Annotated in this window: 1 protein-coding gene; it reads right to left on the minus strand. The window is 73.0% G+C overall.

The annotated features are described in order from the left end of the window. Positions 1 to 8 precede the first annotated feature (8 nt). Complete coding sequence (locus ACFYWL_RS21475) at positions 9 to 14,969, minus strand: toxin glutamine deamidase domain-containing protein (RefSeq protein ID WP_386975311.1); 14,961 nt, start codon at positions 14,967 to 14,969, stop codon at positions 9 to 11. Positions 14,970 to 14,980 lie beyond the last annotated feature (11 nt).

The following is a 14,980-nucleotide window of genomic DNA, read 5'->3' on the forward strand; positions in this document are numbered from 1 at the left end:
GCGACACCCTACCCAGCGCCCTCGCGCGCCGGGTCAGACTGCCCGGTCGTCGACGGGTTGGCGGTCAGCGGGATCGTCGGCGGCTGCTCGCGCATGACGTAGAGGCCCCGCTCCACGTCGACGAGCAGGGTGCCGTGTGGACCGTAGATGACCGCCGTGACGTCGTAGCGGTACTGGTGGAACGTCCGTTTCGCCTCCACGTTGCGCTCGTTGACCTCGCTCATCTCGGCCGCGTGGGCTTCGCCGTTCTCGTGGTCGGCACCGAAGCCGTCGCCGTTCCAGCCGACCTTCTTGATGCCGGCGCTGGCGCCGCCCTGCGGGCCGAAGGAGAACTCCCGGCCGGAGGACGAGCCGCCCTTGTTGATCGGGCCCGACTCGTTCTGCTGGTACCGCCGGGCCTTCTGCTCGAAGGCCAGCGGTCGGCCGTCCTTGTCGACATAGACCTCCGCCCGCCGCAGGTTCAGCCCGACAGTGATGCCGGTGCCCGGGACCTGGTAGCGGTGTTCGAGCAGCGGCTCGAGGCGGGGGCGCAGCATCATCTCGGACGCGTGGTGCGCCATCAACCGGTCGAAATCGCTGCCCCTGGGCACGCCGGGCACCCGCCATGCGCCGTCGGCGCTCAGGTCCAGGCCCTGGCGCAGCCGCGGCGGTTGGGTGGTCAGCGCCGCCCAGCGTTCGATCTCCCGGGCCGCCCGGTTCAGCCGCCAGGGATGGACGTTGCGGTCGTTGATCAGATCGTCGTTCAACGGAGGCGGGGTGACGCCGGACTCCCTCCATCGCGGCACCGGCCGGCCGGCGTCGGTCAGGGCCGGAGCCGGGCTCGGCCCCTGCCAGCTCCCCGGCTGTTCGGCCGTCGGCCGGGTCAGGTATCGCGGCACGATGAGCCGGACGTCCCCGGCGACCTGAACCTGATCGTGCCAGCCGAGCCCGGGGACGTTGTGCCAAAGGTCGCGGACCGACCGTTCCAGGTTCGGCTGCCAGAGGCCGGCGAGCCAGGCGCCGCCGAACAGCACGTTGCGCACCGAATCGAGCATGAACGTGACCGCCTGGGGCAGCTCCGTGGTCAGCGTCATCTCGACGGTGAAGTCCAACGGGTACTCGAACTCGTGCGACCTCTTGGGCCCGGTCCGGAAGATGTCCTTGGACTCGGACTGCGTGCCGCGTTCGCTGGACTCCGAGCTCCCCTGTCCGTAGTCGCCATACCCGCCGAGGACTTCCCGCTGAGCATTCCACGCGGCACGGCCGGTGAAGGTGGCCTCCCCACCCCACGACCGGCCGGAGCTGGCCGTGTTGGACTGGGCGTCGTGCGTCTCACCGCGCAGGGTGAGGCTGACCTGCTCCCGTGGGCGGTCGCTCGACGGCGCGGCGGACGGGGTGGCGCTGACCCGCACCCACAGGTACTGCGTGGTGTGGTAAGGGGTGGGCACCGGGAACCAGCCGTACACGCCCTCGCCGGACAACGGAAGGTACTGCGGCTCCAGGTTGCGGGAGGAGAACCGGTTCACCAGCGCGCGCCGCAGGTGGCCGGGGATGCCCTCGCCGGAGGCGAACAGGCCACGCTGCCGCAACCGCCGCAGGATCGTGTCCAGCACGGCGTTGGCCCGCAACCGCTCGGGGTGCCCCGCGGCGGGCAACAGCTCAGGGTCGATGATCTCGCGCGACGGCGTCGGGTCCGGCGTCGGTGTCCGGGCCCGGTCCAGCCCCAGATCCTCCACCGCACGATCGGTCGCCAGGAGGTCCACCGCGTCGTCCACGTCCAGGTAGGCGGGAGCGGTCGCGGTGGTCTCGCCGTCCCTGGCCCGCAGGGCGGTGACCTCGAAGACCACCCCGCCGTGATAGGCGTGGACGACGTCGTTGTAGGTGGCCCGGGTGATGTCGATGGCGCCGTAGTCCCTGCCGTCCGAACCGCCGGACGAAACCCCACCCTCGACGTACAGGCCGCCGCCGAGACGGCCGCGCTCGTGGGCCTTGCCCGGAGCGCCGTTGTCCGAGCCGTCCTTCTTCGCGGTCGTCGCGTGGTTGAGGTACTGGCCCCCGACACCGGCCTTGCCGCCGAGGCTGAGCTCACTGCTCGTCCCGGCGGAGTGACTGATCGCCGACTGCCGGTACTGCTCGAGCTCGACGCCGTTCGCGCTGTCGATGCCGTCGCTGCTGTACTGGTACGTCAGCCCCGCCGCGAAGAACCGCTCCCGGACCCGCACGACCTGCTGGTACCCGTCGTGGGCGGGCAGTTGCAGCTCCCACCCGTGCTCCTGCACCGCCTCCGGGAACCCGCCGGCCAGCTCCGAGCCGGCGCCGAGATCGAAGATCGCGTCGGGCCAGTTCATCGGCTCGTCGAACCACTCGTCGGGCAGGCCGTTGAGCTGCTGGTACAGCCGCGCCGCGGTGGCCGGCAGCTCCGGCACGTACCGGAAGGCCGCGTACAACCCGGCGCTGCCCTGGACGTCCAACGGCAGGTGCGGCGGTCGGCCGGCGGGCGCCCACGCGGCCTCGGGCCGCAGGGTCGGACGGGTCACGCCCGCGCCGGCGAGCCGTGCCGGCGTGACGGCCCGTTCCTCGCCGGTGCGCGGATCACGCGGCACGTGCTCGACCGGCACCGCGATGTGGGTCGCCACCTCGCCGCCGGGCCCGGCACCGATCAACCAGGTCTCACGGGGTCCCCAGCCGCTGCCCGTCTGCTCGCGGATCGCGACCTCGAACACCGTGCGGTAGCGATGGTCGACGACGTGCCCGTCGGTCTCGGTCCGGCGGTACTCCTGCACCACCTGGCTGAGCTCGTGCTCGGCCGACCGGGCGTGCTCGGCCGCGACACCGAGCCGCGGGAAGAACACCCTCCCCTGGTGTTCCGTCCCGGGCTCCGGCGTCCGCTCGTTCCGGTCGGGCTGCTCGCTGGTGAGCACCGGGACCGACACCCGGCCACCCAATTGGCCGCTGAGGCTGCCCTCCGTCGACCGGGAACCCGACGTGGTGGCTCCGGTCAGGGCGCGGGCGTTGACGGTCATCGGGTACTCCGGGCTGTCCAGCAGTTCCCTGCGGTGCTCGGTCACCAGGACCTGGTACCGCTCGCGGCCGACCCGCACCGTGAACTTCTTCCCGGCCTGCGTCCGGGTCGGATCGGCCTCCATCGCGGCCCGACCCACCTGCGTTAGGATGGTGCGGCTCGCCACGGCGCCGATGTCGGCGCGCCCCGACTTCTGTCGCAACACCGATTGCACCAGGTCGGCGACCTGCTCTGCCCCGGGCATGTTCGCCGCGATCCCCAGACCCTGGCCGCGCCGCATGGCCAGCGCCAGCGGCTCCCGGGGGGCCGGGCCGGCGGGGGGCACATAGGGCTGCCGCGCCTGCGGCGCCCCGAGCACCTGCGGCGACAACCGGGCGGCGATCTCGCCTGCCGGTGTCGGCGCGGGTGGGGGACCTGCGACGGCGGGCGTGATCACTGCCTGGGGCCGCCCGGTGCCCGGCCCACCGAACTCCGGGGTGAAGACCGTCCCGAAGACGCTGCGCTCGAACTGCTGCGCCTCGCTCAACGGCACGCCCAGCTCGCCGACCACCCGCCGGGTCACCGGCGCCACCGAGGAATCACCATGCGTGGTCATCGTGACGTCGAACACCGCCCGGTACCGGGCCTGGTCCTCCCTGCGGTTCAGCACCGTGTGGTTCAGGACCTTGCCGCCCACCTCCAGCGCGGCCTCACGTGCGGACCCGCCGCCGAAGCCGAACGAGAAGGCGCCTGTCGGCCTGTCGGCGGCCTCCTCCCGGCCACCCGCGTCGGCCGCCACGTGGGTCAGTCCGAGGAGCACGGCGTCCGCATCGAGGCCGGCGCCGCTCGAACCCGACACCTCCTCGCCGGAGGTCGCGATCACCCCGAGGTCGTCCCGTACCGTGACGCCCTCGGTGACCCCCACCAGTTGCAGCCTCCGCAGCACCGCCCTCGTGGAGACGTGGCCGCGGAACCTGCCGACCGTGAGGCGCTCGTCGATCGTGTCCGTCATGTCCCCGTTCGACAGCACCCAGCGGCTACGGTTGCGCATCGTCCGCTCGTTGAGCAGTTGGCGGGTGACCTTCGCGGCGACCCCGGCCGCGGTGTCGGCCGGAAGGGCGGCCGACAACACCTGGTGCCAGCCGGTCACGAGTGGGGTCAGGTCGATCGCGTTGAGCACCTCGCGGGCCTGCGACGCCGACAGCGCCGGCGGCCCGGACGGCGACGGCGCGACCTGAGCCGCCGGCTCCGGCGCGGCGCTGCCGTTGGCGTACAGGGTCGGCAGGGAGATGTCCAGGAGGCCGGTCCCCGCCGGCACCGACGGCCGCCCCCACTCGACGCCGTTCACGAAGACCTGGAACGACACCCCGCTGGTGAACGACGTCGACGCGGTCACGAACATCTTCCGGCCCCAGATGACCCGGGTCTCCCGGGACGTCGCGTGCTGGCGATCGCCCTTCACCGACAGCGTGGGGAGTCCCGCGATCAACCGGGACGCACGCCCGGTCGAGATGTCGAAGGTCTCCTCCAGCCCACCGTCGAACTTCCGTCCGCTGGACACGGACGTGTCGTTGCCGACCTTCGTCGAACCGAAGGAGACCCCGAACACCCGCGGGCCGCCGGCATTGCCGGGGGGCGTCGGTCGCGGCTCGTGCGGCACGGGACGGATCCACACCAGCCGCCCGCCCGCGCTGAGGGTCTCTCCGGAGAACAGCGCCCGCTCCCAGCGTTCACGGTGCTCCTCGGCGGCACGGGAACCCCCCTGCTCCGGCGCTGCCAGCAGCGTCCGCAGCGCCGCCGACACGCGTGCGCGCAGGGCCGCCTCCTGGGCAGCGGTGCCCAGGTCCAGCCGGTCGGTCGTGCCCATTTCGATGTCGTCGGCTGCCCCGGCCGGCCACCCTGACGGCAGCTCGTCCATCAACTGGGTGACCGTGTCGCTCACCTGCTGCGGCGTCAGGTGCCGCACCGCCGAGACGCTCAGCTCGCCGAGGGCGCCGTCGGCGAAATACCACGGGGCCGCCGGCTCGGCCACCCTGGGCTTCCCCTTGGCCGCGGCCGACGCGGCGTTGGCCCCGTCCCGCTCCGCGACCGCACGCTCCCAGGCCGTACGCGCGTCGGACGCCGCGTGCCGGGCGCGGTCGAGCCGCACCTGGTGGCGAGCGACGTGCTGCTCCAACCGGGCCCGTTGCGCCGTACGCGCCGCCGCGTCGACCGCGTCCCTCAGCTCGGCCTGCCGCCACGTCTCCGCCTGCCGTTCCGCGTTGTCGGCGTCCCGCCGCTCCGCCTCGACGCGCTCGCGTTCCTCCTCGACCGCCCGCCGCTCGGCCCGCTGCCGCTCGTCCTCCTGCCGCCGCGCGTCCTCGTCCGCGCGTACCCGATCGGCCTCCGCCAGGTCGGCTTCCCGCCGGCCGTCCTCCCACCGCCGCCGCGCCTGCCCGGCCGCCTGGTCGTCGGCGCGCTGCTCGTCCTGCCGGATCCTCGCCGCCTCCGCGGCCAGCTCACGCTCCCGCGCGTGCCAGTGCGCCGCCGCGGCGGCGGCCCGCCGTTGCTGCTCCCGCTCCGCGGCCAGGTGCTCCTGCCCGGGGTCCTGGTCCGCCTGCTGTCGCCGCGCCTCATCCGCCGCGGCCCGCGCCTCCTGCTCCTGGCGTCGTTGCTCCTGCCGGTCGGCCTCCGCCTGCGCGGCGTCGCGGGCCGCCTTCCGGGCTGCCAGCGCCCGCTGTTCGCCCTGCCACGTGTCCCACCGTGCCTGCTCGTCCATGCGGGCCTGTGCGCGTGCCGCCGCCCGCTCGCGTGCATCCCGACCCGCCACCTGGCGCTGGGCCGCCCGGGTGGCCGCCTCCTGCCGGGCCGCCTCCCGCTCGCCGGCCCGCTGGGCCGCGAGCCGCTCGGCGGCCTCTCGCGCCGCGTCCCGTTGCCGGATCCGCTCCGCCGCGCGGTCCGCCGCCGCTGCCCCGCCGGCCTGCAACGCCTGCAGGCCGTCCATCCACTGCTGCACCGCCGTCCGCCAGTCCGCCTCCCGGGTGGCGGCGTCCCGCTCCAGCGCCTGTCGCCTCTGGTCGGCCACCCGCACGGCTCGCTCCAGCAACTGGTGCCCGCGCCGTTGCGCCGTCGCGTGCTGCCGCTCCAGCTCGGCGACCCGGTCCTGGGCCCTGGTGAGCCGCTCCCACGCCGCACGGTCCGCCGCCTGCGCCTCGTTCCCGTCGGTCAGCGCCGGTGACGCGGGCGTCGGCAGCACGGCCGCGCGGGCGGCGACCTGTCGCGCCACATCCTCCCGAGCGGCGGACAGCTCGCTGCGCGCCGCGGCGAGGTCACTCTCGACGGCCGCGGCCGTGCCGCGGACGTCGGCCAGCTCCTGGGCCAGCCGTCGGACCTCCGGCGGGCTCCCGGCCGGCGTCCCGTCCCCGGCGTCGACACCGCCGCCCGTCGCGGGTGACGCGGGGCCGCCGACCCCGGCCAGGTCCAGCTCCTCCACGCTCGTCACGATCGCGTCGCCGCCCACCGTCGACGGCGCCCGCGGAACGCCCACCCCCTGCGTCGTCGCCACGAACCGCAGCCGGCGAGGCTGGGCGGGCCCCCGGGCCAGTCCCCCTCGCTGGCCGTCGAGGAACACGACCTTCCCGTCATGGGTGCGCATCACGTTCACGGCATGGGAGATCTCGTCGCCCTCACCGGTCGTCACCAGCACACCGCGGGCGCCCGGCGCCGCGGCGGTCATGACCTCCACCACCGCCGCGTAGTCGGCCGCCTCCACCAGCGGCCGGCCGGCGTACCGCTCCAGCCAGGCCACCGGGCTGGCCTGCTCCGGCGGCACCTGGTGCCCGACCCCGTCGGCCAACGACAGGTCGGTGCCGATCGCCGTCAACACGCAGTTCGTCTCGAAGTCCCCGCCACGGTACGGATTCACCCCGCCCAGCCACGGGAACCGGCGCAACGCCTCGGCCTGCGACAACCCACCCGGCAGCAACTCCTCCTCCGTCGCCCGGCCGGCCAGCCCGGCGGACGCCGGACCCGGGGACGGGACTGCGACGACGACGTCGGCCCGGCGGAGGTCGTCGGTGTCCGTGACCCGGTCAGCGACGGCGCCGCCCAGGTCACGGCCCTGAGAGTCCGAGGTGAGCACGATGTCGGCCGCCGTCACGTCCTGCCCGCCGTCGAGCAGCGTGCTCAGGTCCTGGGCCAGGTGCCGACCGAGGACGTCGCTGACGCTGTTTGCCCGTTCCCACCCGGTGGCCACCGCGCTGCCCGGCCACATGCGGGTGCCGTTGCCGTATCCGGTGACGTCGACAGCGGGCAGGGGAAGGCCGTTGTCGTGCCGCCACACGGCGAGCTTGCTGGTCTGCCGCGACACCCACCGCAGCTTGCCGAGTTCGACCGGCCCCGGAGTCTTGGACCCCGGATCGAAGCTGATCCGCACCGGCTCGGGAACGGTGGAGCCGCCGACGACGACCGTGGTGAGGGGGTTGGACTGCGCGACCGGCACGTCGGCGTCGTAGAGCACCGCCAGCTGCTCGTGGAAGGTCTCGCCGGGGCGCTGGCTGAACATCTTGAAGTGCCACATGTCGCCCGCCCGCGGCAGGTCCATCAACCTCGCCATGGCGGCGCGAGCGGACCGCCACGCCTCCGAGTCGGAGCCGGACGCCTCGGTTCCCGACCTCTCGACGACGGCGAGCGCCTCCGCCAGGTCCAGTCTGCGTTGCAGCGCGTCGACCGCCCGGGGGTCGCCGCCGCCATCCGCCACCGCCCGTTCGAGCGTCGCCCGGACGGTGTCGAACCGGCCGCGATACGCGGCCAGCGTTCGTTCGATCGCCTCGTCGACGGCACGTCTACGCCCGCCGACACGCGCGTAGTTCTCCAAGGTGATCTGGGTCTTTCCGTCGGCGCTCTGCGCGACGACCGCTGCGAAGTGGTAGCCGAAGACGTTGGCGAGCGTGCCGCCACGGGCGAAGTCAGCGGTCATCGAGGCTTCGCCGTCGGCGCCCCGAGACGTGATGGTGCTGACGGCGTAGGCCTCGCCGATCCTGGGCCAGGCATGTTCGTTGATGCCGATCCGCCTCGCGACCTGACTGAGTCTGGCGTGCTCGGCGCGGCTCGCCCGATCGTTCCGGAGCGCCACACCGTACGCGGCACCAGGAAGCGGGGGTGGTGTGAGGCCGCCGGTCAACCGCCCGTCGGCAGCGATCCTGGCCGCCGCCCATCCCGGGTCGACGGCGGCGAGGGGAAGGTCGCCGGCCGCGACGGCAGCCACCCCCTCGGCGAGATGGTGCACACCCAGCAACTCCCGCCCGTTGCCGGCGTCGGTCTCGGCCAGGAGGGTCTGACCTCCGGCTCGGAACACCAGCCCGTCGGGTACGCCACCGAGGACGACGCCCGCGAAGTCGACGCAGACGTCCGGCGGGGGGCTGTCGAAGTCCGCGCTCACCTTGCGGAGCGTCACGGGTCGGCCACCGTGGTCGACGGTGACGGTGACGGCGCTGTCCACCGTCAGCCTGACGTTCGCCCCGGCCCTCGCCAGTCCACGCCGTGCCGCGTCGATGACCTCGTCGGTCGCGTAGAACTCCGTCGCCTCGGTCACCGGGCGGGCGCCGCTGACCGAGGCGATCCCGTTGATGGCGAGCGTGCCGTCGTCGGACAGCCGCAGCGGTGGGTGCCGGTGGGTGACGAGCTGTTGTGCCGGGACGTGCGCGGGAAAGTCCGCCTCGGTGGGCCGGCTGCCCGGGCTCGTCCTGACGCCCAGCCGCTGGTACGACCGGAACGGCGCGCTGCTCTGACCCGCGCTCGGGCCACCGGAGGATGCCTCGATCTGGTACGCGGTCGTCGTCCTGGGCCTCGGCCGGGGATGCGGCAGGGGTGTTCTCGTCAGCGGCGGCCGTTCGACCTTCGGCGTGCTCCCGGCCGCCGTCGGCGTGGCGCCGCCGCCTCCGCTCGTGGGGGCCCGCCCCTCGGCGTCGACCGGGCTGCCCGGGTCGGCCGGAGGGGGCCATTCCTCCAGCACGGCATCCAGCCGGGGCGAGTAGTCGGATCCGAGCGGGCTCGGATACGGGTCCTCCGGAAACGGGCCGGGCTCGGCGTCGGTCGCGTCCAGCGCGGTGTTGCGCCGGGTCGGGGGCACGAGGATGCTGGCGATCGAGCTGGAGATGCTGCCGGCCGTGCCTGTGTTCGCCCGCGAGAGGCCGGTGGCGAGGTCGACGAACGACGATTCGCCATCCGAGGTCTCCTGGTTGTTCTGCGCGTACTCGAGCACGGCCAGAATCTGGTCCAGTTGGGCCAGCGGGTTGTCGGCGGTCTGGCTCTCCAGCGCCATCGACCATTTTCTGGTGAGGCTCTGCGGGCTCTCGTCGACCTCGGGTTGGTTGGCGTCCGACACCACGAAGACGTAGTCGCTGCCCTTGCGCTCGACCGGCGGGAGTTCGGGAAGCGAGTCCTGCAGGCCGATCCGGTTGTACTCCTCCCGGCGGTAGGCGAGCTGCTCGTAGAGCTGCTGCTGGCGCTGGTCGAACGTCTTCGAGGTCTTGCCCTTCTCGAGCTTCGGAACCCGCTCGTTGTAGGACCCCTGGGAACGGACGACGTACTCGCCCGCCTTCGCGATCTTGTTCTTGGCGACGAACTCCCAGGCGACGACCCGCAGGCCCTCGATCTCGCGCCGGTCGACCTTCTCGAAGAGGATCTTCGCCTCGGTGTTGTGCAGGACGCTCGGCACCATCACCCCCCGGTACACGTGCGCGTCGATCATCCCGTCGGTGACTGCGACGAGCTGGTGGGAGAACTGTTCCCACATGCGGTTGAAGCCGGGTGGGTAGTTGAAGAAGCTGCCGGTGCCGAGCATGATGTTGTCGAAGATCTGCCCACCGGGCGTCGCCTCCAGCATCCGGTTGCCGCTCTGCTCGGTGATCCGTTCGGCGACGGCGGGGCCGATCTTGCCCCAGAGGGCGAGCCTCGACCGGAACTGCTGGACGGCTTCTGCGAACTGGGCGTCGAAGTCGCTGTCGTGCTGGTGGTTGAACCACCACTTGGCCGGGGCGGAGAAAGCGTGGTTGTCCGCCATCAACTGCGCGAACGGGGCGACCCGGTCAGCGCCGAACCGCTCGACGACCTCGGCGTCGATCTCCTCGTTGGTTTTGCCCTTGGCCTTCAGCCGGAGCTCGAGCTTCATCTGCTCCTTGAAGCCCTCGTAGGCGGCTCTCAGCTCGTCGTTGTTCCACAGCCTGTCGTAGCGGGACATGCGGAACTCGATTTTGCGCCAGTCGTCCCTGGCCTTCCGGAAGTCGATCGTCGAGCCCTGCGCGGGGAGGTCCTCGGACGAGGAGCTCTCCGACGGGGGCCGGGCAGCTTCGTCCATCCCGGCCAGGTCCGCATGCTCCGCAACGGTCACGGTCGCGGCCTCTGCCACCCTCGACGGCGGGCGTGGGGTGCCCACACCATCGGTGGTCGCCACAAACCGCAACCGGCCAGGCTCCACCGGCCCCCGCGCCAGCCCACCCCGCTGACCGTCGAGGAACACCACCCTCCCGTCATGGGCACGCACCACGTTCACGGCATGGGAGATCTCGTCGCCCTCACCGGTCGTCACCAGCACACCCCGGGCGCCCGGCTCCGCCCCGGCCATCACCTCCACCACCGCGTCGTAACCGGCCACCTCCACCAACGGCCGACCCGCATACCGCTGCAACCACGCCACCGGCGACGGCACCTCCGGCGGCACCTGCCAACCCACCCCATCCGCCAACGACATGTCAGTACCGACCGCCGCCAACACACAGTTGGTGTCGAAACCCTCACCACGGCCGGGATTCACATCACCCAGCCAGCCGAACCAGAACGACACCTCAGCCGGCGACATCTGACTCGGAAGCAACACGTCATCGCGCGCCGATCCACCAGCCACATCCGCCGAGGAGTCCGACCCGCCCGCCTCGGAGTCGGTCCCCGCATCAACCGGCCCATCCGGCACGCCGGGCGGCCCCGCCGGCCCGCCGGCATTCTCGGGCAGGGACCACAACCGCACCGTGTGGTCGTCACTGGCGGAGACCACCACCCGTCGGCCCGGCTCGCCCTGCAACGACGTCACCGTCCGCACGGTGCCGGTGTGGCCCTCCAACGTCCGCAGCAGCGCACCGCTGTCCGCGTCCCAGACCCGCACTGTCCCGTGCGCATCGGCGGTGGTCAACCGCCGCTCCGAACCCGCCTGCCACGACGTCACCGCCACCGCCCCGCCGGTGTGACCCCCCAACGTCCGCAGCGGCGCACCGGTGACCGCGTCCCAGACCCGCACCGTCCCGTCCTCGCTGGTGGAGGCCAACAGCCGCTGCGAACCCGCCTGCCACGACGTCACCGCCCACACCACGCCGGTGCGGCTCCCCAGGGCCAGGAGGGGCGCACCGGTGACCGCGTCCCAGACCCGCACCGTCCCGTCCCAGCCAGCGGTGGCCAACCGCTGGTCCGAACCCGCCCGCCACGACGCCATCGCCACCACCCCTCCGGTGTGGCCCCGCAACGTCAGGAGCCGCGCAGCGCTGGCCGCGTCCCAGACGTACACCGTCCCGTCCCAGCCAGCGGTGGCCAACCGCTGGTCCGAACCCGCCTGCCACGACGCCACCGCCCCGACGCCGCCGGTGTGGCCCCCCAACGTCCGCAGCGGCGCACCGGTGGCCGCGTCCCAGATCCGCACCGTCCCGTCGTCGCTGGCGGAGGCCACCCGCGGGCCCGACTCCCCCTGCCACGACGTCACCGCCCACACCGGGCCGACGTGGCCCCCCAACGTCAGCAGCCGCGCACCGCTGGCCGCGTCCCAGACGAACACCGTCCCTTGCATGTCGGCGGTGGCCAACCGCCGGTCCGACCCTGCCTGCCAGGACGCCACCGCCACCACCCCGTCGGTGTGGCCCCGCAACGTCCGCAGTGGCGCACCGGTGACCGCGTCCCAGATCCGCACCGTCCCGTCGTCGCTGGCGGAGGCCACCCGTGGGCCCGACTCCCCCTGCCACGACGTCACCGCCCGCACCGGGCCGGCGTGGCCCTCCAACGTCCTGAGCTCCACACCGTCGACCACGTCCGCCGAAGCTGGGTCAGGCGCCTGCCCGAGGTGCCGGTCCAGCTCCGCGGCCGTTGTCTCGGCCTGGTCGAGCCGGTCCCCCAGCCCCCCGAGCTCGCCCGCAGGCAACGAGTCGACGTAGGCGTCCACGGTGCGGGGCATCCGCGCACGGCTGAGGCCCTGCATCTCCTGGAGGTACCGGTCGGACAGCCCCGCCAGGACGGACCGCGCCGGGCTGTCGTCCTGCCCGGGTGTGGTGAGCCGCCGCAGCTCCCGGTCAGCGGCGTCCATCCGCCTCGCGTGACCGTCGGCAAGATCTCGCCACCGCCCGGCCAGGTCCGCACGGGCAGCGGCGGCCCCCTCGTCGGAAACGGGCACCGCCTGCTCACCCGACCCGGCCGCGCCGTCCCCGGCCCGCCCCGGCGCCGCCGCCGGCAACGACGAGATCTGCTCCTCCAACCACTGCCGCGCCAGGCCGAACGCGCTCACCGCGGAGAACAACTCCGCCCGCCACTGCTCGGACACCTCCGGCACCCGCCCCGCCACGCGCAGGTGGGGCACCGGCGGCGACACCCCAAGGGCCGCCCGCAGCTCGGAAACCCCCTCCACCGCACCGTTTGCCGACCACAACGACGCCACGTCCTGGCCATGCTCCGTCAGGAACCGATCGAAGTCCGCCACCGGCAGATCCCGCACCGCGGACAGATCGACAATCCACCGACCGTTTTCGCTCTGGACCCCCTCCGGCAGGTTCTCGTGGGGGTTGTCAGGTCTTTCGGTCACCACCGGCTCGCCCGGCGCCGTATAGAAGGCCCAGGCACCCAGATGCACCGCCCGCAACACGTCCAAGACGGCGTTCGGTACCGTCCCGTTCGCCCGGGCCGTCGACACCGGTGCCACCACCGCGTCCCACACCCGGTCGATCTCCTCCTCGACCCGTTCCGCCACCTCCTCGGCCACCACGTCGTCAGTCGCCGCCAACGCCGCCGCCAGCCGCCGGTTGCGCTCGTCGCCGGCCCACCTCTCCAGCCGCAGATCAGGCCGATCCGTCCCCACCGGGAGCGCACCCTCACCCGTCCACCGGCGCGTGAGCCCGACCAGCCGCTCACCCAACGCCACCATCTGGTCCACCCGCTCACCCATCCGACGCTGCCCGTCCACAGCCGCCGGACCACCCACCACGTCGGGAAGCGCCGCCCTCAGCTCCCCGGCCCAATCCACCCGCCCCGGAGCCACCGCCCCCACCGCCGCCGCGATCCTCTCCGCCTCCGCCAACACACGGGTCCACCCCTCCGCCTCGGCCAGGTCCCGCGCCTCCCGAAGGCCGCCACCCGCCGGCCCGCCGGTGGCCAGCTCCTCCATCCGCACCGGCCACAGGTCATCCTCGGCCGTGTGCGTCAGCACCACCGTCGACGTCCACTCACCGAACCCGTGCACCACCACGTACACCGGCTCCCGCAACCCCGACGCCGCCGGCGGCAACGCGCCATTCAGGAAGTCGAAGATCCACGGCACGACCGCCTTGGGATCGCCCGGATGCCGCCCCGGCACACCCACCACCAACACCCGCGCGCCATCCGGCACCCAACCCGCCGGCCCCACATCCGGCACCCCCGCCAGACGCTCCGTCTCCCCCACACTCGCTGCCGCGATTTCCCCCGCAAGCAACTCCGCCTGCCGCAACTGCGTCACCCGCAAACCACGCTCCGACGGCACATTCGGGAGGAACACCCAGTCCCGGAGATGCGAGAACGCGCGCAGCCCCAACCGCGCCCAATCCCGATCAAAAGGCAGGAGGTACGGCCCATGGTGAACGGGCAGTCCAGCCAGCCTCCGCCGGCCGCGATAATCAAGATCAGCGTCCTCATTGCTCGGACGAGCCTGGATTTCCCACGACAACGCCGGGAACGTCTGCCGACCCGAGAAATCGACAGCGACCAGACCGTGCGTGACCACCCCCGCGTCCACGTCCGCCACGTGCCGCCCGAGGATCGCCACCGCCCCCGACTCGGCACGCGCTGTCCGCAACGCCGCGACCTCGACCAACGTCCGTGACTGCACCTGAGGAACACCGGACGGGTCAGCGCCGTACGGCGACAGCTCGATCACCGCCGCTTCCGGCACCTCCACGCCCAACTCACCGTCGATCAACCGCTGGGCCAGAGCCAGCACGTCCTCATGCCCACGGTCCTCGAACGCCAACACCACCCGCCAGACCGCATCATCAGCAGGCCGATCCTGCCCCGTCCGCGCCGCCCACGCCTCGGCATCCGTCACCGCCTGCTCCCGCGCCACCGCAGCAAGACGCTCCACATCGATCCCGGCGCTCACGCCCTCCGGATACACCACCACCGACCCACGACCCGACTCCGTCCGGAACCGTTCCCCCGACACCAGCGGCAACCCCGCCGGCCAGGCGACCCCGTCCGCCAGGGACCACAACCGCACCGCCTGCCGCTGGCCGACGGCCAACAGCCACCGGCCCGGCCCCTCCGGCAACAACGTCAACGCCACCACGCCGTCGTGGCCCTCCAACGTCTGGAGCACCACGCCGTTGTCCACGTCCCAGATCCGCACCCGCCCGGCCACGTCGGCACCAGCCAACCGCCGCCAGCCCGCCTCGTCCTGCCACGACGTCAACACCCGCACCAAGCCGTCGTTGCCCTCGAACGTCTGGAGCACCACGCCGTTGTCCACGTCCCAGATCCGCACGGTTCCGGCCGCGTCAGCGGAGGCCACCCGCGGGCCCGCCCCCGCCTGCCACGACGTCAACGCCACCACCGCGCCGTCGTGACCCACCAACTCCCGGAGCAGCACACCGTTGTCCACGTCCCAGACCCGCACCGCCCCCGCCACGTCGGCGGAGGCCACCCGCCGGCCCGCCCCCGCCTGCCACGACGTCAACGCCACCACCGCGCCGTCGTGACCCACCAACTCCCGGAGCAGCACACCGTTGTCCACGTCCCAGACCC

The sequence above is a fragment of the Micromonospora sp. NPDC002575 genome, assembly GCF_042889525.1.
Lineage (GTDB): Bacteria > Actinomycetota > Actinomycetes > Mycobacteriales > Micromonosporaceae > Micromonospora > Micromonospora carbonacea.